At 64.2% G+C, this 23403-nt stretch carries 11 protein-coding genes and 1 pseudogene; all 12 read right to left on the bottom strand.

Annotated elements, in window-relative coordinates:
• Window positions 1-233 (bottom strand): annotated as a pseudogene (locus tag ISP20_RS19875) (type II secretion system protein GspM); the annotation flags it as partial.
• Window positions 230-1381, bottom strand: coding sequence for a PilN domain-containing protein (locus ISP20_RS19870; protein WP_204637877.1), 1152 nt, complete (start codon window positions 1379-1381; stop codon window positions 230-232). The pseudogene ISP20_RS19875 and the gene ISP20_RS19870, both read right to left, overlap by 4 nt.
• Window positions 1378-2277, bottom strand: coding sequence for a type II secretion system minor pseudopilin (locus ISP20_RS19865; protein WP_204637876.1), 900 nt, complete (start codon window positions 2275-2277; stop codon window positions 1378-1380). Before ISP20_RS19865 ends, ISP20_RS19870 begins: the two co-directional genes overlap by 4 nt.
• 79 nt (window positions 2278-2356) lie before the next feature.
• Window positions 2357-3022, bottom strand: a complete 666-nt coding sequence (locus ISP20_RS19860) for a prepilin-type N-terminal cleavage/methylation domain-containing protein (protein ID WP_204637875.1) — start codon at window positions 3020-3022, stop codon at window positions 2357-2359.
• Window positions 3019-3429 (bottom strand): prepilin-type N-terminal cleavage/methylation domain-containing protein, encoded by a 411-nt coding sequence (locus ISP20_RS19855; RefSeq protein WP_204637874.1) that lies wholly within the window; start codon window positions 3427-3429, stop codon window positions 3019-3021. The genes ISP20_RS19860 and ISP20_RS19855 overlap by 4 nt, the downstream gene beginning before the upstream one ends.
• Window positions 3426-3917: a GspH/FimT family pseudopilin gene (locus ISP20_RS19850; protein WP_204637873.1), complete on the bottom strand. Its 492-nt coding sequence runs from the start codon at window positions 3915-3917 to the stop codon at window positions 3426-3428. Before ISP20_RS19850 ends, ISP20_RS19855 begins: the two co-directional genes overlap by 4 nt.
• Before the next feature lie 2 nt (window positions 3918-3919).
• On the bottom strand, window positions 3920-4345 hold the full coding sequence (gspG, locus tag ISP20_RS19845) for a type II secretion system major pseudopilin GspG (RefSeq protein ID WP_204637872.1): 426 nt from the start codon (window positions 4343-4345) through the stop codon (window positions 3920-3922).
• A 29-nt stretch (window positions 4346-4374) separates the two neighbouring features.
• Entirely contained in the window at window positions 4375-5592 is a 1218-nt protein-coding gene (gspF, locus tag ISP20_RS19840) for a type II secretion system inner membrane protein GspF (protein WP_204637871.1), read from the bottom strand.
• 201 nt (window positions 5593-5793) lie between these two features.
• Window positions 5794-7521 (bottom strand): type II secretion system ATPase GspE, encoded by a 1728-nt coding sequence (gene gspE / locus ISP20_RS19835; RefSeq protein ID WP_239536193.1) that lies wholly within the window; start codon window positions 7519-7521, stop codon window positions 5794-5796.
• 348 nt (window positions 7522-7869) lie between these two features.
• The gene (locus tag ISP20_RS19830; protein WP_204637870.1) at window positions 7870-9135 is read right to left on the bottom strand and encodes a substrate-binding domain-containing protein; all 1266 of its coding nucleotides are present in this window, start codon (window positions 9133-9135) and stop codon (window positions 7870-7872) included.
• Window positions 9136-9396: 261 nt separating this feature from the next.
• Window positions 9397-9849 (bottom strand): hypothetical protein, encoded by a 453-nt coding sequence (locus ISP20_RS19825; RefSeq protein ID WP_204637869.1) that lies wholly within the window; start codon window positions 9847-9849, stop codon window positions 9397-9399.
• Between the two features lie 178 nt (window positions 9850-10027).
• A complete protein-coding gene (locus ISP20_RS19820; protein ID WP_204637868.1) occupies window positions 10028-23173 on the bottom strand; it encodes a filamentous haemagglutinin family protein in 13146 nt (4381 codons plus the stop codon).
• Between the last annotated feature and the right edge of the window lie 230 nt (window positions 23174-23403).

Below are 23403 nucleotides of genomic sequence, written 5' to 3'. Positions count from 1 at the left end.
GCCTGCCCCGCGCCCATCGCGGCAATGCGTTGCTGCAGTTGCGGCTTCTCGGCGATGGCGGCGGCGTAACGCGCATGCGTGTCGCGCAGATCGTCCATCTCCGCGCGAATCGACTGCAGCGGCGCCACGAACCACCAGTGCAGCAAGGCGAAATAGGCGATCACCAACACCACCAGCAACAGCAGCACGGCGGCGATGCGACTCTCGCGCGGCTTGAGCGCGGTCAGCTTCATGGCGCGCTCCCTGCGGCGGCCGGCGCTTTAGGCTTCGCCTCGGCGGCCTTGCGCAGCTGCGCGACCATGTAGAAGCGTTCCTTGCCGGTGGATGGCTCCTTCTGGATCGATCCCTGAAAAGCAGGCTCAACCAGCCACTGCGATCCCTTCAGTGCTTCCAGCAACGACGCTGCCTGCGCGCCCTGCCCTTGCATGCCGATCTGGCCGGCGTGATCGATGGTCAACCGCTCCAGCCATGCATTCTGCGGAAGCCGCGACGATAGTTCCTGCAGAATCGACAGGGCACTCGTGTCTCCCTTCTTACGCTGCGCCAGGAAGCCGGTTGCTCCCGCGTGGTCCTGCAGCGTCTGCCTCAAGGTTGAAACCGCCTGGACATCGCCTTGCATGCGCGCCACTTCGTCGCGCATGACCTGGAGCGCGGCCTCACGGTTGTGCAACCACTGCAGCAAGGAAAGAACGAGCAAAATGCAGGCACCTGCGAACAAGCAAAGATTGAGCCGCAGCCGGCGGTTGACACGCCTCGGCCGGTCGCCCTCCGGAAGCAGGTTCGCCCCAAGCCGCCCGCCATCGAGTCGAACATCCACTGCGTCCAGCGATATGCCCAGCGCACTCAGCTTCACCAGCAACGGTTCGAGCATCGCGCGCGGCACTACCACCAGGTCCGTTTGCAGCCGCGTACCATTCGCCACCAAGGTGGTGGCACCCAAGGCATGGAAGACCTGCGCGGCTCGGAAAGGCGTCTGCCGATCGATCTCATACGCGGCCGCCTGTTCCAGCCGATCACGGCTGGCAACCGGAAATGCGATGCGGCGACGCAAGCCCCATGCACCGGGCACGAGCAACACCAGCCGCAAGGTGTCTGGCGAAGTCCCATCAAACGCCTTCCCGATGATCGCCTGTTGCTGATCGATGGCTAGCGCGTCGCTCCAGCTGGCCATGGGCATCGCGTCATCGGCACGGCGCAGTTGCCACTCCCCTTCCATCCACTCGATGACATGCCAATCGGCATCTTGCGAGAGTCGGTGGCGCATCGAAACCGGAACCATGGCCGCCAGTTCTCCCAGCCACCAGCGGCATAGGCGCGATAAGGGCCAGCGTTGCCACAGGCGTACGGCGGTATCGCGCCACATCTGCATCGACGCGTTCATTCCGCGGCGTCCTCTTGCCAGCGAAGCACGGAATAGCTTCCGCGACCGGGCTGGCGTGGCAGCCGAATCGTGGCACTGATACGCGCGACAGTGCCGTCCGGCGACGAGGCGGATGCCACAATCGTTCTTACCACGCCGCCACGCGCGCTTCCCATGGGAGTGCCATTGGGAAGCATCGGCGGTGGCATCCGCGGATTCAAGGAAGCTCTCAGTGAAGCAAATCGCTGGGCGGTCGCCAGGTCCATACCGGGCAGCGACGCCAACGCCAAGGTGGGCGCAAAGGCAGGCGCCGGTTGCTGGCGATGCGACCACACCGTGAGCAACGGCGCGATCGTTCGATACAGCGCCGGCGTCATGCCCAGCACCGACTGAATTTCGTCGGGCATGCTGAAAACGCTGTATCGAGGACCCTGCGTCAGCCCCGCTTGCGCGTAACGCTGCGTACCTTCTTCCCGATTGAACGCGCCGGTGGGGTCTCGCGATTCGCGAACATTGTCCGCAAGCGTCGATGCCGCCCCCGCATCGAGGCCCGCCGCGACAAACAGGTTCCGCAGCACCGCGGGGTCGGCCGTGTTGATATCGACCTTGCCCAGATCGTCCACGATGCGGACTTCCACGCGCTGGCCGTCGATGCTCAGACCGTACGTGCGGCCATCGCCGATCCATCCGCCGCCATTCTTTGCGGTGATCTCCGCGAGTGCACGCGACACGCCTGCCTCGGCGAGATATCGCAATTGTGCCCGCGTCGCCAGGTAGCGCGTCTGCGTTGCCTCGGTGCGTGCCAATGTGGCGAATCCGCCGAGCAGAATGGCCAGCAGCGTGCAGGCCCACAGCACGACCAGCAAGGCAATGCCGCGCTGGCGATGACCAAACGGATCGAACTGAGCGGCGGGCATCCCTGTCTTCCCGTGGAAACTCGAGTTTGTGCAGCGAGGAACATCCAGCATTGCAGTGTAAGACGACATTTTTGTGCCATCAGTATTGCGTGGCGTTAGGCAACAGCCTCGCCAACGCGCGACTGTTTACCGCATCGGCGCTCTGGCGGATCGGCGTTTGCACCAGCAGCCAGGGCTCGCCGTCGTCTCCGCGCTGAAGCTCGACGCTGACCAGCTCTGGCATGCGGCCGGCGACATGCCATTGGTTCATCCATGCCTTCGCGCTTTTCCCGTCCACGCTTCCGTAGTAACGAAAACGCCCTCTGGCAATGCCTTCCGCCAACGGTTCCGGCGAGAACCCAATGCCATGCGTGGCGCCCGTCGGGCTCATGCCGTCGCTGCTGAGTTCGAGCTGGAATGCGCCGTTGCCGTCGCTGGCCAGCGCAAGGGTCTGCAACTGCGGGCCATTGCGGTCGAGGTAGCCGGGGAGTGGCCCAACGAACTGGATGCGCTGCTCGTCGCCCTCGAACACAATAGGGACGCCCTTGCCGTCCACCTTCCATGGAATGGCGCGCGCCTGGAGCAGGTCATGGCGAATGAAACGCTGTGCGGAGCGCATCTCGTCGACTTGCTCCATCGCACGCGACCCGGCACCGACCATCTTCGTAGCGGTCCGTATGCCGGATAGCACGCCTACCAGCAGGATGCTGAGCAAGGCCAGTGCGCTGAGCACTTCCAGCAGACTGAAGCCACGGACGCGTTTCATCGCGCACTCCGCACAAGTGACACAGGCTCTTCGATGGCCCGCAGCGTGGTATAGCGAAGCGTGTGAGGACGACGCTTCGAACCCCACCGCACATCCAGATCGACGCGGTATAGCGCGAGCGGACTGTCCGCGGGAAGAGTGTCGTCCTGCCAGGGAGCAACGCGCAGGTGCCAGCGATAGTCCTTGCCGAAGTCGCCATCGCTTTCGCCGACGACCAGCGGCTCGGCCACGCCCAGGGCGTCGAGCTTCGCCTGCGCCCACATATCGGCCCGGCTGATCTGGCCCGACTGGTCGGCCAGATGCAGAGACGCCCCCGCCACGTGCAGGAGCGCCGCGAACGCAAGCGCCAGCAAGAGGATGGCGGCGATCACCTCCAGCAAACTGAAGCCGCGCGCGTGCCGCGTCATCGCTTCGGACTCACATCAGCCACACTCACCGCACCGGTGAGCCATGCCACGTTGACGCGCCACTGGCGCTGCTCGCGCTGCAGCGTGATGTGGCCGCCAGTAGAACTGCCGTCCGGAAAGAAACGGATGCGGCCGGTATGGCTGTTGACCTGATCTTCCTTCGCGCTGGTGATCCCTAACTTCATACCCGACGGCAGGCGCACCGAAGGACCGTTGTCGGCGCGATAGGTGTTGTCACGCGTATCGACATCGAAGGTATGTTCATTGCCATGCACGATCGCCTGCGTGCGCACGCCACGCAGCGCGGCGGCCAGTTCGCCGCTGGCCGCATTTACGCGCGCACTGGCCAACCCTTGCGTGACCGACACGGCGACAGCGGCCGCCGCGATGCCGATCAGCAGGATCACGGCGAGCATTTCGAGCAGGGTGAAGCCGCGCGCCGCACGTGACGTACGGTCGATACCGATGCGTGGCGACTTCACCTTCATGCCTACTGCCAGTTGCCTACGTCGGCGTTGTAACCGTCGCCGCCGGGCTTGCCGTCCTGGCCGTAGAAGACCAGGTCGAACGCACCGTGATCGCCCGGCACCTTGTAGCCGAACTCATGGCCCCACGGATCGTGCAGCTCCGACTCCTTCGCATACGGCCCCTGCCAGTTGCGCGCATTGGCCGGCTTCACCATCAGGTCCTGCAACTGCTGCGGCGGGGCGCCGTTGTCGAGTGCGTAGTTCTCGATCTTCTGGCTCAGCGTGGTGAGTTGGGCCTTGCCCGCGCCGTACTTGCCCTTGTCGACGTTCTTGCCGACCTGGGTGACCACCACGGCGCCGATGATGCCGATCAACACGATCACCGCCAGCATTTCCAGCAGGGTGAAACCGCGTGCCGCCGGGTGACGGCCGAAAGTCCTTTGTCGCATGGGGTACCTCATCGTCGTTCGAAAGGGATTTACTGAATGTGGCTGGTGAGATCGAGCATGGGCAGCAAAATCGCCGCCATGATCACCGCCACCAGCAAGGTCATCACGATGGTCAGCGCCGGCACCAGCGCCGCCAGCAGGCGGTCGATGGCGCGGCGGCTTTCCAGCTCGAAGGTATCGGCCACCTTCAGCAGCATGGTGTCGAGCTGGCCGGCCTCCTCGCCCACCTGCACCATCTGCAGGGCGAGGCGGGGGAAGCGTTGCGATTGGGCCAGCGCGAAGGACAGGCCGGTGCCCTCCTTCACCTGCTCGGAGGCCTGCGCCAGCGCCAGGTCGAGTGCCTTGTTGGCGGTGACCTGGCGCGCGATGCCGAGCGAGGTGAGCAGCGGCACACCGTTCTTGAGCAGCGTGCCGAGCGTGCGGGCGATGCGTGCGGTTTGCACTTTGAGCATCAAGGGACCGATCACTTTCATGGTCAGCAGGCGCGTATGCCAGGCCAGTAGCGCGGCCGGATCGCGCAGGCGCGAGCGGGCGATCAGTACGCCCACAATGAGCACGATGCCGATGGCCCACCACCAGGTCTGCAAGGTGTTGCCCACCGCCAGCACGATCTGCGTGATCAGTGGGATTGGCACCTGCATGTCTTCGAAGATCGGCACGAACTGCGGCACCACGTACGCCAGCAACAGCAGCAGCGAACCGAGCACGCCGACCATCAGGAAGGCCGGATAGATCAGCGCATTGATGATGCTGCCGCGCAACTGCTGCGAGCGTTCCAGGTAATCGGCCAGGCGGCGCAGCGTGTCCTCCAGCGAACCGCCCGCCTCGCCCGCACGCACCAGGCTGATGTAGAGCTTGGGAAACACGCTGTGTTCATCGTCCAGCGCCTGCGACAGCGGTGTGCCGCCGCGCACGCGATCGCGTACACGCTCGATCAGTTGCTTGGCGCTGGCACCTTCGGGCAGATCCATCAGGATGCCGAGCGCGCGATCCAGCGGCTGGCCGGCACCCAGCAAAGTCGCCAGCTGATGGGTGAACTGCGCCAGCTGATCGCCGGTAAAGGCGCCGCGCTTGAACCAGCCCGCCATGCCGCTGCCACCGGTACCGCTGTCGGCGGCGTGCGCATCGAGCGGCGTGTGGCCCTGGTCCTGCAGGCGGCTCACCACCTCCTCGAGGCTCGCCGCTTCCATCTGGCCCTGCAGTGTTTCACCGGCGGCGCTGACGGCGCGATAGCGGAATTGCGTCATGGCGATGCCACCCTCCTCTCCCCTTCGGGGAGAGGATTGAGGTGAGCCCCGAAAAGGGGGTAAAGGGTGGGTGCTCGCGGGAACGTCACAACGGGCGACGCTGCAAGCGCGGACGCTCTCGCAAGCACCCGCCCTTTACCCCCTTTTCGGGGCTCACCCCAGCCCTCTCCCCGGAGGGGAGAGGGAGCTAGAGCCAATGCCTCAGCCTTCCTGCGTAACACGCAACACCTCCTCAAGGGTGGTGACGCCGGCCACGGCCTTGGCGATGCCATCCTCGTACATGGTGCGCATACCCTCGGCGCGCGCGGCCCGTTCGATCTCGCCCGCGTCCGCCCGCTGCATCACCAGCCGCCGCAGCGGATCGGTCATCACCAGGAATTCCATGATGGCGCGGCGGCCGCGATAACCGGTGGGATTGGCCGCACTGGTACCCGGCTTCCACAACCGGATCGGACGCTCGTCGGTGTACTTGTGCAGCTCGAACTGCTCGATCACCTCGGGCAGCGCTTCATAGGACGTCGCCGTCTCCGGATCGAGCCGGCGCACCAGACGCTGCGCCAGGATGCCGTTGACGGTGGAGCCGAGCAGATAGTCCTCCACGCCCATGTCGAGCAGGCGCGTGATGCCGCCGGCGGCGCTATTGGTATGCAGCGTCGACAGCACCAGGTGACCCGTCAACGCGGACTGGATCGCGATGCGGCAGGTCTCCAGATCGCGCATTTCGCCGATCATGATCACGTCCGGATCCTGGCGCACGATGGAGCGCAAGGCGCCCGCAAAATCCAGCCCGATCTGCGGCTTCACCTGGATCTGGTTGATGCCCTCGATCTGGTATTCCACCGGATCTTCGACGGTGATGATCTTCACGTCGGGCGTATTGATCTGCGACAGTGCGGTGTACAGCGTGGTGGTCTTACCGGAGCCGGTGGGACCCGTGACCAGCAGAATGCCGTGCGGCCGCTCCAGCACGTCGACGAAGCGCTGCTGGAAGTTATCGGTGAAGCCGAGCGAGGCGAAGTCGAACACCACCGACTCGCGGTCCAGGATACGCATCACCACCGACTCGCCGAAACTCGTCGGCACGGTGGACACGCGCAAGTCCAACTCCTTGCCCTGCACACGCAGCTGGATGCGGCCATCCTGCGGCAGGCGGCGCTCGGCAATGTTGAGCTTGGCCATGATCTTCACGCGCGAGATCACCGCGGCCGTCGAACTGGATAGCGGCGCTTCCACTTCGTGCAACACGCCATCGATGCGGTAACGCACCTTCAGGCGATTTTCGAACGGCTCGATATGCACGTCCGACGCACGTTGTTCCACCGCGCGCTGGAGAATGAGATTGACCAGGCGGATCACCGGCGCCTCGGAAGCAAGGTCGCGCAGGTGCTCCACATCGTCTTCCACGGCAGCGCTGCCGTCGAGGTTCTCAACGATGGTGCCCATCGCGGAACGGCCGGAGCCGTAATAGCGCTCGATCAGATCGTCGATCTCCGAACGCAGGCCGATGCGCATTACGACCGGTCGCCCGGCGGCCAGTTGGATCGCCTGCAACGGGTACGGATCAGCCGGGTCGGAGACGACCAGGCCCAACCCATCCTCGTCCACTCGCACCGGCACCACATGCTGTTGCTTGAGGAAGCGGGCGGAGATGTCCAGCTCCGCCGGGGGCATATCCGGCGCATCGCGCATCGACAGCAGAGGTGTGCGCAGCAGCTCCGACCACGCTTCGGCCAGATCGCGCTCGGACACCAAGCCCAGGCGTGCCATCAGCGCAGTGAGCGTGCCGTCAGGAGATTCCTCGTGCAGGCGACGGGCGCGCACAAGGTCCACTTCCTTCAACCGGCCCCGCGAAAGCAGTTCGCGGAAGAGCGACGTCTCGTCCGCCGGCAACACATCCTGTTGGGCACGGGTAGCGACCTGCGAAGACATGATCCATCCATTACGCAGTGAATGATCGCAGGCTGGCACACGAGGATGACAGATTGCGTTTCCTATCCATGCAAAAACCTTCCCTCCGGCGTGGATCTTGCGTGTGCCGCTGAAACAACATGGTTCCGGCGAACGCGCCATGAGGCGTCTTCACACACGAGCATTCTTGAACGGGACAAGCATGTCGAACTCCTTGCAGAGAAGACGGAAGCAGCCCGATATCCGGATTCAAGACAGCAACCTCGTCCAGTCAACTGAGGCAACGACAAATGGCGAGGCACCTACGCGAAAACGTGGGAGAGGACAAAAGCCCTCTCCCACATTCCACGGCAAACTACTTACGATGGATCAGTTCATGCAGGCGTTGAGCTTGGTCTGGTTGGCGGTCGTGTTGTTGAGGAACGACAGACCGGTGAACGGGCCGACGGTCTGCACCGGAGCGCCCGGGGTACCGGCATTGGCCGTGATCGCGGTGTTGTACGGAGCCCACATCAGGTTCCGCACAGCGGTCAGATCCGAACCGTTGTTGGCGCTGTTGGCCAGGAAGTACGAGATGGCAACGATCGGGTACGTGCCGGCCGGCTGCGTGGCGTAAGCGTCCGGCTTCACCAGCGCGATGCAGGTGCTGGTCGGGCTGGTGCCGCTCATGGAGGCGAGCACCGGGCGGCCGTTGGCGTCCGCACCGTTGATTGCCTGGTTATAAACAACGTCGGAGCTGCTGATGGTGACCGGCGAGCCACCGAAGTTAGCGAACGGGTCCAGGCCATTGATCGTCGCGTACTGGCTGAGCAGAGCACCCGCGTTGGCGGACTCGACGTAGGCGATGGTGCCCGGGTTGTTGGCAACGAAGGTCGCCACGGCCGGGTTGCCGCTCTGACCAACCGAACCGCTGGGCAGACCAAACAGGCTGTCCACGGTGGTGAAGGCCTGGTCGGTCACGAAGTGGTTGGCACCTTGGGCGGCGCACACCTGCGACAGGTGGTTGCTGAAAGCGAACGTGGTGCCGCTGCCATCCGAGCGATACACCACCGTGATCTTGCCCGTGGCACCCGGAGCAAGATCGCTCCAGTTGGTGATCGCGCCACTGAACACGCCGCAAACCTGCTCTTCGGTCAGGTCCAGCGAACCGATGTCCGGGTTGTTGAAGGCGATGGCGACGGAGCCAGCGATCACCGGCTGCTGCACCGGCAGGCTGGAGACGTTGGAGACGTAGGTGTTGAACTCGGTCAGCGACAGCGGAGCATCGGCGCCGGCGAAGTTCGGACGGACCAGGTCGCTACGGCCAGCGGCCGGAGCGCCGAAACCGGTCGGGGTGGGCGTGCCCACGGCGAGACCAGCGCAGGAGTTCTGCACGTTGTTGCCGGCAGCACCCGCCAGGATGTTCTTGCCCGCGCCGCTGCCCGTCTGGCAGTAGGAAACCTGCGGGTTGCCCGACACGGCGGAGTAAGCACCCAGGAACGAACCGGAGATGGGCGTGATCTGACGATTCGTGACGTCACCACCGTAACCAAGCGCCGGCAGCGTGGCACCGCCACCCACCAGGGTGGTACCAGCCTGAGCGGCCGATGCAACAGCGGCCATACCAAGAACGAGCGCACCCGCCAGCGCCTTCATGCGGGCATTTCCATTAGACCCGAAAATCATGACATTACCCCTTGGCAGAAAAAACCTCCCGAATGGAGGCGTAATCAGTTCTACGCGGCATCAGTGACGACGCGATTAAGAATAGAAGTAGAAAAACATGACGGCGCGATTACCGGAAAATGCTAATTCAATTAGACAAATTGGCATCGACATAAACGATGTAATGCAGGTGATGAAAGCATGAATATTGCATGCACGATAAAATCACGACGCAAATCACACTTTTATTTTCTATTCGATAAATTCGCGAATCATCGTCGCAACTTCGATATCGAGTCCGGGCTTTGCGGAAAGTTCGTTGAGATCGGCGCCACCCATTTCTCGAACGACCGATCGCACGGCGGCGCGCCGGCCTTCCTGGCACCAGACATTCAGCACGGAAACCAGCGGCAGCAGCGTGTCCAAGGCCAATTCATCGGGCACCGTGTCAATTTTACGGCGCAGGCGATTTCGCACCACGTAACTGGAACGCGCGTGCCATGCAACGACGGGAAATTCGAGCAGACGCCTCGAGAACGCCCGGCTGCACTGACCGATCATTCGTTCGGCGGCCTTGTCCTGATGCGCCTCGATGAGTTCCCTCAGCGCCAGCGAAAATGCGGCCAGGCGACCGTCGTCCCGGATATGTCCGGGTATCTCCATGGTCATCAGAATTAATAATCCATAGACGACATTCGAGTTCAATGTCGAAAATCCGCGACAAAGAACCCTGTCCGGCCTGAATTAACCGGCCGGGATCGTTGAATTGCTGATTTTTCATTGCGAATGGAAGATCAATCCATATCCATTCGGTGAAGCCCCCGCCGTGGCCGAGGGGAAGAAGACGATCCGCCACGACGGGGTGTTCGATAAAAAGCGTCGTTTACTCCGTCAGCTGGGCACGTTCCTCTGGCGTCAATTGATCGCGCGCACGCATGCTCAACTGTCCCGCGCCAAGCACCTGCACCGGGCTATTGGGGTCGTAGCGACGACGGCGGTTCCTGTCGTCGACCGCACCCGTGCCATCGCCGAAACCGAGCACCTGCACCGAGATCACCGAAGGCATCTTGCCGCGCGCATCGTCCTGCTGCTGCCGGCTCACGTCGTCGACGGCCTTGTTGACCGCGTTGGCGGCGGCGCTTGCCGCGTTGAGTGCGCCAATATTGACGGATGCCGCCACCGGCACGCCGATCTTCTCGCCCTGCACCTGGATGTTGTCGGCGTTGGCCACCTGGGCCGCCGCGACGATGAGATTGCCTGAGACGCGAATGCCCGCATCACCTGCGTCCACCGTGCCGCGCGGCGCGATCAGGTACACATTGCCTTCGGGCGCACCCGGAACGGTCTGCAGCGTTGCGATGCCCGCGCCGCTCACCTGCCCGCGTGCATCGATCAGACACCATGCATCGATGGAGCAGAGGTAGCTCGGCGGCGGAATCTCCGCTGTTGTCTTGGCGCCCTGCCCCGCGTTGATGTCTCCGTTGGAACTCCACATCACCAGGTCACCGCCCTGCTCCGTAAAAATGCGGCTCTGCGCAAGCAGCACGCTACGGTCGGTGAACATGTTGATGTTGCCCTTCTCCAGGGACAGCACGCCCATGCTATTGGGGCCGGCGACGACATTGCCTGCGCTGTTGGTAATCACCGGCGGTGCCGATGCACTGCCGAGCAGTGCCTGGCCGCCCGGCCCAAGGATGGTGATGTTGCCGCCCTGCTGGGTCTGGATGGTAGAGCTGCGGATGTCCAGATCACCGGTATCCACCGTCTTGGCTGCACCATTGATGCCGCCTTCGCCGGTGCCGTTGGCCGTATAGCCGTAGGATGCGGGGAACAACGTGCCGAGCGCGTCGTAGCCGCGCGAATATTGGCCGAAGTAAGGGCTGGCGGCATCGTTATAGTCCGCACCCACTTGCGCCAGGATGGTGAAGAGCGCCTGCGAGACGAACTGGCGTTGCACGTAGTCGGGCTGCTGCGCAAAAAGCTCCCGCGCCTGTTCCGGCGTCAGGTTCACCGTCACCTTGTCCTGCGCGAAACCCGTGTCGATCACCTGCCCGGCTATCCGGCGCTCCATGAAATCAACCAGCTCGGGCATCAGGTTCATGCCGTCGGTACTGGCATCCACGTAATGCGCCACGAAATCGCTGACGGCGACACCCGGGCCAACGCCGAACAGCACATCGATGTCCGCGCTCGCATGGGGCAAGTAGGGATTGACCGTGTTGCCGATACTGTCGATGCCGGTATACGCACCATTGGCAGTGTCCTTCACCGAGGCATTGCCGCCGATTTCTGCCTGACTGGTCAGCGGGCCGATATTGCGGCCCGCTTCCACAAGGAAGCTGCCCGGGCCGCCGAGCAAGAGGCCGGGCGCCAGCTCATAGGCGCCCGGGTCCTTCGCCGCCGCGGGGCCGATGTTCCTGAACGTCGTCGTGACCGGCGTGTCGTAGATGTCGCGACCCGCGGCGATGCGCGTGATATCCGCATCACGCAGATGCTGACCCACGAACGCAAGGTTCACGATGTCCCGGCCCGCGTAGATCAGCGCCTGCTTGTTGGGCAGCAGTTCCAGCGATCGATACTGGAAGCCGCTCGACGGCTGCACGATGCCATCGACAATATCGCCCTGCAGTGCGTAGATCCTCACCGGCTGGGTGTCGTCGCCGTGAAGCGGCGTCGGCGAATGTAGTTCCGCGCTTTGAGGACCGTCGAGGTAACCAAGTCCCCAATAGTTCAACCCGGTACCGCCCGCACTGGTGGAGCCTGTCGGATCGAGCGCGGACGGCAGCAGACTGGCAGGCGCGTCAACCAAACCGAACAGGTAGTCGGCGCTGCCAACACTCTGCCCGATCATGGTGTAGACCTGCTGGCTCAGATTCACGTTGCCCGAGGCCAGCAAGCTCAGATTGCCATTCGCGGAGGGATACAGCGAACCGGCGCCCTCAATGTCCAGGTCGCCGGACAGCGCCTGCAGGTTCAACGACGACGGCAACACCGCGCCAGGGTTGAGGGCTCCAGTCGCGCCGTAGGTAAACAGCATGCCCGGCACGCTCAGGCTGTCGAGCACGACATTGCCCTGTGTCGCGGAGGCGCTGAAGGACGACGAGGCACTGAAGCTTTGCGAGTCGAAATGACCGGCGGGAAGTACCAGATTGATACCTCCCTGTATCGAGCCGCCAAGGTACGACGGGTTGTAGATGCCGCCGATGTCGATGCCGGTGCGCGCCTGTACGTCGAACTGCGCGTCCTGCAAGGCGAACAACGTGGAAACGTCGCTGGCAATGCCGCCATAGACCGGGATCGAGCTGGGCACCTTGTAATTCACGTCGCTGCCGATGCCGCCACCCGCCCGAATGTCGGCGGCGCCCTTGGACACGAAATAGCTGCCGCTGAGAATGTCGCCGCCAGCGCGCACGTCGAGGTTGCCGCCGCCCACGGTAGTGACGCCGGTGCCGTCCGCATTGGCATACCAGGTGGTCGGCAGAGACACCTGCAGCTGGTTGATGTTGCCGCCAGCGTCAACGGTCACATTGCCGCCGGCGCTCATCACGCCCTGGCCGAAGCTGGAAAAGTTGATCGACGACGCAAGACCATCCGCTGCGTTGCCCGTCTGCATCCACGGCCACCAGTACTGCGAGATATCGGTGCCTGCGCCAGCCTTGGTCACATTGCCCGTCGTATCGAGCACATCCTGGATGCCATTGATGCTTCCCTTCGCTTGCAAGCTCAGGTCGCCACCCTGATCGGGATTCACCTGCCCAGTGCTGAGCATGTACGGCAACGTCGCCACACTGGAGTTGATCCAGTTGGGGCGAATCACCGATACGTCGGTGTTCACGCTGGTGCCGTCAGCGGGCACGCCGGCGGTATAGACCACCGCAGGCGCGTCACTGTCGAGCCAGTCGATGTCGCCACCAGCGGCAATGTCGATCGAGCCACTGCCTGTACGCACCGTGGTCGGGAACAGCAGCGTCTTGTTGTTGAAGCTGTTCTTGCTCGGAGCAGTCAGCGCATCGACAACGGCGAAATGTCCGTCGAACGTGACGTCGCCCGCCCCGGCGTCTGTCGCCAGCGGATCCACCGCGCCGATCTGCGCGCCGGCCACCAGGCGATACGACGTGCTCGATCCTCCAAGCAATGTGGCGGAGGCAAGCGATGCAGGGCTTCCCAGCGACGGCATGTTGGACGGACTGTTGTCCGCCGCGCTCGCCGGCACGTCAACCGTCGTGCTGCTGCCCGACGAAGCCACATTGCTGGCCGGCGCGAACGGCGCGTAGAACAGCTCCGTGCCCGAGGTGGGACTGCCGACCTTGGCATAGACGTAGTTGTAGTACGCGTTGTGGCCGGTGATGTAGCTGGCGTAATCGGTCGTGTAGGTCGTGTAGTCCGTATCGATGGGCAGCAGCAGCGGCGACGGCGTGGTGTTGCGCTTGGTCACCGGACTCAGCGCGAAATTGCTCTGCAGCCAGCTCTGATAAGCCGTCACGTAGGCGCTGTAGCTGGTGTAGTTGCCCGGCTGCGGCGCCACCAGCGACGTCGGCGTGTAGATCAGGAAATGGCGAGTGGCAAAGCCGTTGATGTTGCCAAAGGCGATCGCCCACTGGGTCGTGGCCGTACCGGTACCGTCACCGACCTCGCCAATGTATGCGTCGTAGTTGGTGTAATAGTTCGCGGACTGGCCGCTGAGCGGCGCCTGGATGGCCTGGTAATACGGATCGGACGTGATGCTGACCGTGCCGCCACCGGGCGTCATGCCCTGCGCCACCGTGCCGGACTTCAGGTTGATCGTGCCGTTCCAGATGCCGTTGGCATCCAGATACTGCTGCGTTTTCTGGTACGCACTCAAGGCCTGCGCATACAGTGGATCGGCCGGATTCGTCGCTGGCGCGAACGGCGCGTAGAACAGCTCCGTGCCCGAGGTCGGACTGCCCACCTTGGTATAGACGTAGTTGTAGTACGCGTTGTGGCCGGTGATGTAGCTGGCGTAATCGGTCGTGTAGGCCGTGTAGTCCGTATCGATGGGCAGCAGCAGCGGCGACGGCGTGGTGTTGCGCTTGGTCACCGGACTCAGCGCGAAATTGCTCTGCAGCCAGCTCTGATAAGCCGTTACGTAGGCGCTGTAGCTGGTGTAGTTGCCCGGCTGCGGTGCCACCAGCGGCGTCGGCGTGTAGATCAGGAAATGGCGAGCGGCGAAGCCGTTGATGTTGCCAAAGGCGATCGCCCACTGGGTCGTGGCCGTACCGGTACCGTCACCGACCTCGCCAATGTATGCGTCGTAGTTGGTGTAATAGTTTGCAGACTGGCCGCTGAGCGGCGCCTGGATGGCCTGGTAATACGGATCGGACGTGATGCTGACCGTGCCGCCACCGGGCGTCATGCCCTGCGCCACCGTGCCGGACTTCAGGTTGATCGTGCCGTTCCAGATGCCGTTGGCGGTCAGATACTGCTCGGACTTCTGATACGCCGCCAACGCGTTGGCGTATCCATTGTCGTTGACCGGCGGCGGTGGAACCGGCGGATCAGCCAGCGTCGCGCCGTCGTTCTGTTGATAGAAACCATCGGTGATGCTGGCCTGGACGTCCAGATCGCCGGCGGCGCGTACCGTAAGAATGGGCGCCAATCCCTGGTAGCGGTACGCCAGCACGATGCTGCCATCGGACTGGGTGGTGCCTGCACCAAGATTCCAGTTGGTCAGGACCGAGATCTTGCCCTGCTGCGCCCCGTCCGCCGGATTGTCCAGCTCGATGCCCGGGCGAACCTGCACGTTGGCGATGTTCGCGTAGCGATTGCCGAAGCTGTAATCCGGCTGCTGCACGTAGGACATCAGCGTGCCGGCACCGTTGCTCGCATCGCCGCCGATGTAGCCGTAGAAACCGGCATGCGCGGCATCCACGCTGTCCGGGATGAAGTAGTCGTTCTGCAGGTACTGCGCCAAGGTGGCGGCATCGGTCGGCGCGTCGAGAATCTTGCCCGACGCATCGGCCCACTTGCCAGGCACCATGGTGCCTGCCGTGTTGAACTGGTACCAGCCAGCCGGATCGATCACGCCGTCGAAATGCTTGGCCGGATCGGTAGAAGCGTCCTTGGTGCTCCAGATCGCATAAGGCTCGATGGTCACGACGCGTGCGCCCACGATCTGGCCGTCCACGCCGATCTGAACGTCGCCGTTGGCCAGCAGCGGAGCGCGCAGGCTCAGCGAACCACCCGCGTCCGGCGAGCCGCCCGACACATCGATCTTCGCGCTGGCACCGATCTGGATGCGGCCGGAATCTGCGGCCTGCACGTTCTCGTAGCCATAGGTCCCGTTGAGCGTGCCATCCGGCGTTCCGCTGGTGGCGATGGTGACCGTGCCACCACGCTGTTCGGGAATGTCGCTGGTCGCGATGAGCGAGCCCTCGACATCCACGCCCTTGTTGCCGAACAGCGCGATGGTGCTGCCGGCGTGGCCCGCGGCATTGATGGTGCCGTCGATCAGCACCTGGCCACCGCCTGCGTCGCTGCCGTTGGCGCTGAGATACACCTGCTGCGCCGCCAGTGTGTGTCCGGAGGCCAGGCTCAGGTTGCCGGCGCCGCTGACCACCTGGAACAGGCCGGATGCCCCTGCAGCGTTGGCAAGATCCACCAACGCGTCGAGATCGACCGCACCGCCGCTGCCGAGCGTGAAATAGCCGCTGCGATAACCCTGCTGCGCACCACCCGACAACGCACCGTCGAAGGTCGCCTGCGTACCCGCCTGGATCGCAAGGCTGCCTGCATCGCCACCGGCAGCCGCACCGGAGAAGTCGAGCAGGGAACCCGACGCGAGATTCACCGCGCCATGCTCCGATGTGAGACTCAGTGCACCGCCCGGTGCATAGGTCGTGGTGTCGTAGAACGTCTTGTTGATGCCGGCCACGGACAACTTGCCGTTGCCGCCCACGGTGAAATCGCCTTGAGTCGCATCGATGGTGAGGTTGCCCGCCGGCGCGGCGATTGCCGTATCGACGGATACCGAACCACCCGTCAACTGCAGCGCGCCGCCCATCACATCGACCGGTACGGCGGTGCCCGGCGTGCCCGCGATGTTGAGTGCGCCCGTGGTCGTCAACTGCGTGTTTGCCGCGTTGTCGGCGAGCAACAGTGGCGTGTTGAGATTGACGTCGATCGCACCCGCATTGAATGAGCCGGTGCCCTGCCCCTTCATCACCTGGGCCGCCGTCGCGGAGAAGCCGGCGAAACCGCTGAGGCCGGTATCACCCGCGCCGAAATCCACTTCGTTGGCGTGGATGGACAGCTGGCCCTTGCCCGCCGTGAATGCCGGATTGCTCGCACCGAGATCGTTGGACAGGCTGACGCGATCGGCGGTGATTTCGACCGAGCCACCGTCGCTGGTGAACGCGCCGGCGCTGAGGCCAAGATCGTGCGCGAGGTCTACATCCACATCGCCGTAGAAACCGATGTCGCCCCGGCTGCGCAGGGTCACGCTCTGTGCATTGCGCAGCAGGTTGAGCGTGTCGGCACCGATGACGAACCCGCCGGTACCGGCGGCCACGGAGCCGTTGCTGCCGACGAACGAGATCTGATTGCTGTAACTGTCGATGGCCTGCGCTGACAACGCCGCGCTGGCATCCACGTTGGTGGAGCCCGTGGCATCCAGCGTGAGCGCGCTGCCACCTGCCACATGTGCACCCGCGCCGATGACGAGTTGTCCCACGCCCGCGGTCGAGGTGTTGTTGCGCACGATGCCGGCCGCGCCGTTCTGCGAGACGCGCAGCAGCGCACCGTCGCCGTTGACGCCCGCAATGGCGTTGCCATTCGCATCGGTGCCGGCATTGACGCCAAACACCAATGGCACGCTGGCGGCCCCCGACGCGGCGCCGGTGGCGTACAGCGCACTGCCATCCTCCAGCACGACGCCTTGCGCCCCCGCATGCCCCAGGCCGTTGGCGACCAGCACGACTTCCGAACCCTGCAGTGGATGCGCCGCATCGTTGGACAGCAGCACACTGTCTGCAGACACGGTGACCTGATAGCCATCGCCGGTCAGCTGACGCGTACCACCGAGCAACAGGCTACCGGCGCCCAGCGCATTCAGTCCGTCGCTGGTCAATGTCAGATAGCCATCCATACCGGATTGGCCGGCGCTCACTACGTCGATCGCCTGCGCCGCTATGTCCACCAGCGAACTTCGACCGCCGCTGGCCGGCGTTGCCGTCAACGAGGCCCCGAGATTGAGCGTCTGGCCGGCGGCGAGCGCAAGACGCCCCGCGTCGGCCACCGCGGCAGGTGCGACATCGCCGCTCTTCGATGCCAGGTTGGAGAAGAAAGTGTCCGCATCGCTGAGCGTGTACTGCGAGTACTGCTCCCATACCTTGGCCGACTGCAGCAGGAACGTGGTATTTCGCGCATCGCGTGCGCCGCTCAGCGCATCGGCGAAATAGCCGTTGACGCTGAGTGTGCCATCGGGCTGCGTCGAACTGCGGCCGAGCACCGTATCGATCGCACTGGTGTCCTGCACGACGCGATAGGCGCCCGGCAAGGTCGCGTATTTCGCCGGCAGCAAGGTGTAGTAACCCGCAGGCAGGCCGGGCGCGCCCGCCAGGTAGATCTGCTGCCCCACGGCCGGGCCCGCGCCCGCGCCGTTCTGGAGCGACGCATCCTGTGCTGCGACGGGCGAGGAGTAACCGGGAATGATGGCGTAGATCGCGCGACCATCCGCGTACTGCGGCACCTGCGTGCCGGTGGTGCTGTTGACGTAGCTGACGCTGTACTGAGAGAGCACATCGCGCGAACCGCCGGTACCCGCCACCCATTCCGCCGCCTGCAGATGGCCGCCACCGGACACATCGATGCCCGCACCGGCGTCCAGCGACAGCGTACCGCCGTACAGCTCGATCTGCTTGGAAGGCGCCGAGGTGAGATCCGGCGAGTCGGTGAGCGGATCACCGTTGTAGCGCCATTCGACGCCATCGATGGTAGTGCCGTACGGCACGGTCTGCCCATCGAGCGACACCGACGTCAGGCTGCCTGGTGCCAGATGCACCGACTCCGTCGTCGCCAACGGGAACAAGCTCGGATTGATGCCAAATGCAGCGGCTTGGGCCGCCGGATCGCTGACGCCCAGCACCAGCGTACCCGACGGAACGCGCAGCGTGCCTTCCTGCTCGATGTGGTCCGCGCTGATAAGCAGTGCGCCGCCGGCCGACAACGGCGCGCTGCTGCTGCCGTTTGGAAGGATCGTCACGGTGGTCGAGAGCGTTTGGCCCGACGCATCCTTGATGCCCGATCCGTTGGCGTCGATCACGAAGTAATAGTCGCTGGCGGGATAGATCTGCGCCGCCTTCAATTGCAGATTGCCGGTGGTGAACAGCATGCCGGCGCGGCGCGTGCCACTGAGATAGGCAAGATTCGGCGGCGCGTCGAAGCGGATGTCGCTGCTGGAGGTAAAGCCCGCGTTCGCCCAGCCCTGCAGATTCAACCAGCCGCCGAGATCGATGTAATCCGCATTGACCTGCAGCATGCCATCGCCGGCCTTCGCCACGGGTGCCGTAGTCGGCGCGACGCCGCCGGTCAGATTGACGTATGGCGCATTGATCTGCACCTGTCCGCTGCCAGTCGTATAGGAACTGCCCGAAGCGATCGAAGTAGCGCCTTGTGGCAACGCCAGGTAAGCCGAGGCGTTGGCGACGAAGGAGCGACCGAGCGACAGCGTCACGTCGCCTGCGAACGCGAGCGGGGTAACGGTCAACGCGCCGAGTTTCGTGTTCGAGGGGTCGGGGCCGATGGTCAGCGAGCTGATGCCCGAATCCGTCAAACGGTCGACCGCGAAATGCAGTACGCCCGAAGGCGCGCCCTGCTCCGGCGTCATCCCCGCTTCCAGCCCGTCGGGCACGAAGAACCCGGACTGCTGCAGGATGATCGCGTTGGCACCGGGCAAAGCCTGATTCTGCAGATGGGTCAGGCCAGTGATGCTGAGGCTGCCACCTTCGGCCTGCGACGCACCGCCCTGCGCCTGCAGGCGCCCGTCGAAATAGAGTCCGGCCGCCGCCGACAGCGCGATGCTGCCAGCGTCGCTCCATACCGGCGTAGCGACGTACTGGATGGTGTTGCCCAGCGCGCCGACTGCGGTGGGAAGGTCGAACGTATCCGACGCCCCGGCCACGTCGATGGTGCTGCCTTGTTGCGCCACGAGGTAGCCGCCATTGGCCGCCAGCGACACCTGGCCGCCATCGAGCACGGTGCCGGTGCGCGGCACGATCTGGCCCAGTACGCCCGTGGCGGGATTGACCGCATTGACGCCTTGCGCCCAGGGATCGATCAGTGCGACACCCGATGCATCCAGCGTCGAGGACGAACCCAGCCACACTTCCTGCAGAGCGGCCGGCAGATAGGAAGCCCGGACAAACTGGGGGGTGGAAATGCTGATGTCACCGCCGGGCGCGGAAATATCACCGAGCACGGTGACAGCCTGCTTGCCTGCCAGCGTGACGTTGCCACCCGCGTCGACATCGATGCTCGCGCCGTCGCCCAGCGTGACCGCGCCACTGACGCCTGCATAGGTCGGAGCCGGCCGGGGAATCCCGCTGTTCCATTCCAGATACTGGCCCGCACTCAGCGAGAAGCCAGGGCCGTGGCCGGCGGAAGTGTCGCGTGTGACATAGCGATGATAGGCATCCAGCGTACCGACAGTCGCAAAGATCCCGTTGGGATGCGACGCGTCCGTGGCGTACAGGTCCGTGCCCGTCGGCGCGGTGAGCAATGCCTGGTAGTTGGGTAGCAGATTGTCGCGAACCACATGGATCTGCGTCCCCGCGGCAATCGTGCCATCGGTGACCGCCGTGAGCGCGTAATTGTCGAAACCCTTGCCGGTGAAGAAAGACGGATCGAGATACAAGCCGTTCGTCAGCGGCATCGCCGCCGGATCGCCACCGATCAGAATGTCCGACGCCTGCAGGCTGAGCGAGCCGCCGCCGCTGAAACCATTGCCCAGCAATGTGCCATCGAGCACCAGCGAGGCGCCGTCCAGCGCCGAAGTAGGTGCGCCGCCGGAAGTAAAAGCCTCGACGCCATTGTTGGCGGCGTAGGTCGTCAATGCGATATCGCCGCCGTGCCCCACCGGAACGCCTTGGCTCAATTCCACCTGCCGGTTCGGTGAGACGTAACCGCCACCGGACACATCGAGCGTGCTGCCCGATTGGAGAATGATGGATCCCGTGACGTCGCTCGCATCGTTCGAATCGGCCGCCTCCTGCGTGGACAGCGAGATCGTGCCGCCATTCACGTAGCGATCGCCGACCATATTGTCGGCCGCAAGACCGCTGTCGTTCACCCACAGGCCGCGCGTGCTCAACGTGGCGCCAGATCCGATGGTGATGTTGGCGTCGCGCGGGGCGTCATCCTGGACGCTCAAAGTGGCACTGGCCGTTGCCAGCGCCGGCCCGCTGCTCGTTATCGATATGCTGCCCGCCGGCGCACTCAACGCGCCCCATATGTCGATATGCGAGCCCGTCAGCGAAATGCTGCCACCAGGCCTGACGCCCAGTTGGGTACCCGCCTGCTCCACGATCTGTCCACTCGTGTTGGACGATTGATTCGTAAGACTCACGCTGCTGAAGCCGGCATCGCGGATCATGTCGGCGGAGACGGGTAGCCAGTAACGCAAGTCGGCGCTGCCGGAGACATCTGCCGGCTGCGTCGCGTAGACCGTCTCCCAGGGCGTGTCCGCGTCGAAGTCGGGCACCTGATCTTCAAGGGTCAGCGTCGACTGTTGCAGCGAGATGCCGTTGGCGTAGTTGGTGCGCTGGTAGTACGACGCCCCCGTGGCATCGAGAGCGAAGGTGCCGCCATTGGGCTGCTTGCCCTGCCCCACCTGGTCGCGTCCCGCGAACGACTGAGCGGTGATCTGGCCGTCCATGACCAGGGCATTGCCCGCGTTGACAGTGAGGCTGCCGGCATCGGCACCCTGCACAAAACCCGGATCCCAGCGTCCTACGCCCGAAAGCAACGGGCTGTTGTAGTTCTCGGTGATGCCCCAGCGCGCATGATCCACCGCGAAGTTGCCGGCGAAGCCCACGTAATCCATGTCGGGATCGGCGCCCGCAAGGCTATAGATGCGGCCGTTCGCGCCGAGCAGGTTGGGCGTATTCACCCAGCCGGCCTGATACGACAAGTAGCCGCCATCGAGGTTGAGCTGTGCACCGCTGCGCACGATCACTTCGGAGCCGCTGAGCGAGACGTTGCCGCCCTTGGTCATCATCTGCAGGATGTCGCGCGGCACGTTCTGCACGTAGCCGGCCACGTTGAGGATCGGACTGCCGACCCAGTCCAGACCGTCGGCGCGCGTGCCGCTCTGCGTGCTGTCGACCAGCACGTTCTTCTGCGTATAGAGGAAGCTGTTCCGCAGCAGCGGCGAGTCCGCCAGTTCGTTCTGGCCGATGCGGGGCACGCTCACCAGCAACGCGGACATGGGCAAGGTGACGTTGGCCAGGCCAGAAACGTCCACCACCGCACCGTCATCGACATAGATGCGACCGGACGTGGCCCGGCTGTCTTTGTCGTCGACAACCGCCGTGACGGACAGATTGGCGCTGGGCGCTTCCAGCAATGATCCCGACTGCAGCGTGACGGTATTTCCCGTCAAACTCAGGCTGCTACGCTGGAAGGCCGCGTCCGCAGCCGCGGTCGACGATGTCGTGCTGCCATCCTTCTCCGGAAGAATCGCCGTGACCGATCCCGCCCCAAGTACCAGCGCACCGTGAAGAACGTAGCTGACTCCCGCCGCGAGGCTCCCGCCACCGATATCGGCCGCGGTCAGTTCGATGCTGCCCGGATAGCTGATGCTCGTGGACGCAAGCACCACGCCGTCTTGATTGACGTTGTAGCCGAGTAGCTGGATTCCCCCGCGCCGGGATTGAACTACACCGGTATTCGTGACCGTGCCGGGAATGTGGTTTGCCGCCGAGCCTCCGCCCATATTGAGCAGTTGCAACTCGGCCGTTTGCGCGCCGCCGGCGAGATTGGCGAACTGGGTTCCAGCCGCAAGAATCGCCCGGCCGTCATCCGCGACGATCGAGCCGGCATTGGACACGTTAGGTGCGGCGATCAGCGCAAAACCCTGCTTGCCGGTCGTGATCGAAGCCCCCTTCTCGATCACCACGTCATGGTTGCGGCCATCGCTGAAGTTGCCGTCGAACAGAAATCCCTGCGCCGCCGACTGTGCTCCAATGCCCCCGCTGAGAAACGCCGCATTGCTTGCCGTCACATCGCTGCTGAACAGGTTCAACGAACTGGCCAGCAACGACCCCGTATTCACCTGACTCCCCGCACCGAACAGAATGCCGTTGCGGTTGAGCAGGTACACCGTGCCCTCGGCCTTGATCTGGCCGAAGATCTGGCTGGGCCTGCCGCTGGGATCGGTGATGCGGTTGAGCGCGATCCAGTTGTTGCTGCCGTCCGACTGCGTGCCGCCGCTCTGGTTGAAGTACAGCGTGGTGTTGCGGCCGATGTTGAAGCTGTCCCAGGTGAGGATGGCCTTCTGGGCCGTCTGCTTCACTTGCACCGTGGTCTTGCCCGCGGCCACGCTTTGCGTCGGCGCGCTGGCGTTCTGCCAGAGCAGCGGATTGCCGGAGACGCCGGCCGCCACCTGCAGGCCACCCGCGGTGATGCCGTCGGGCACCGGCGAGGTCAGCGACTGCGCGGCCAGCTGGGCGGCCTGCTGCGCGTTCATCTGCGCAGCCACGGCAGCGGCGGCGTTGTTGAGATTGGCGATGGACTGCTGCACCACGCGTTGCTGCAGCAATTGGCCCGACGTCTGGGCGGCCAGGCCGCTGGTATCCGGCAGGCCACTGCCTGGCGTTCCGGCGCTGGGGCTGGGCGCTGCATTGGTGTTGCGCTGGCCGGCGAGCCAGGCCTGGCTCAGCGGCGGTCCGCCGGCGTGAGCGTGCATGGCGCTCATCGCCAGTGCGGCGGCGATCCACTGCGCCAGGGGGCGTCGGCCAGGTATGGCGCGCGACGATGGGGTGGAATCTTGTTGCGACCTGACCGGCTTGCTCACGAGAACCTTATCCTTGTCGATGCATGGCTGCTGGCGTTCGCGTGTCTGACGCGACGAGACTCTCTTCCCTCTCGGGAAGCCCCGCTCAAATACGCCGCATGTCGGAAGTAAAGACGTCCCCGATAGAGCGGGACTGAACCGTTGTCACCAAAACTTCATGAGCGCGCACGCGGCCTGTGATGGACATCCGCATCGACACCAAGCCGTCACATCGGCTGTCATGTGCGCGC

The organism is Dyella kyungheensis, from assembly GCF_016905005.1.
Classification (GTDB): Bacteria; Pseudomonadota; Gammaproteobacteria; order Xanthomonadales; family Rhodanobacteraceae; genus Dyella; species Dyella kyungheensis.
The sequence above is the reverse complement of the archived record's forward strand: the minus strand, read 5'-3'. Positions and strand labels throughout refer to the sequence as shown.

Bases quoted from the DNA above. Each gene is read 5' to 3' on its own strand.
- gspG (WP_204637872.1), bottom strand. From the start codon at position 4,345: ATGCGACAAAGGACTTTCGGCCGTCACCCGGCGGCACGCGGTTTCACC.
- ISP20_RS19830 (WP_204637870.1), bottom strand. From the start codon at position 9,135: ATGAAGGCGCTGGCGGGTGCGCTCGTTCTTGGTATGGCCGCTGTTGCA.
- ISP20_RS19870 (WP_204637877.1), bottom strand. From the start codon at position 1,381: ATGAACGCGTCGATGCAGATGTGGCGCGATACCGCCGTACGCCTGTGG.
- gspE (WP_239536193.1), bottom strand. From the start codon at position 7,521: ATGTCTTCGCAGGTCGCTACCCGTGCCCAACAGGATGTGTTGCCGGCG.
- ISP20_RS19860 (WP_204637875.1), bottom strand. From the start codon at position 3,022: ATGAAACGCGTCCGTGGCTTCAGTCTGCTGGAAGTGCTCAGCGCACTG.
- ISP20_RS19850 (WP_204637873.1), bottom strand. From the start codon at position 3,917: ATGAAGGTGAAGTCGCCACGCATCGGTATCGACCGTACGTCACGTGCG.
- ISP20_RS19865 (WP_204637876.1), bottom strand. From the start codon at position 2,277: ATGCCCGCCGCTCAGTTCGATCCGTTTGGTCATCGCCAGCGCGGCATT.
- gspF (WP_204637871.1), bottom strand. From the start codon at position 5,592: ATGACGCAATTCCGCTATCGCGCCGTCAGCGCCGCCGGTGAAACACTG.
- ISP20_RS19855 (WP_204637874.1), bottom strand. From the start codon at position 3,429: ATGACGCGGCACGCGCGCGGCTTCAGTTTGCTGGAGGTGATCGCCGCC.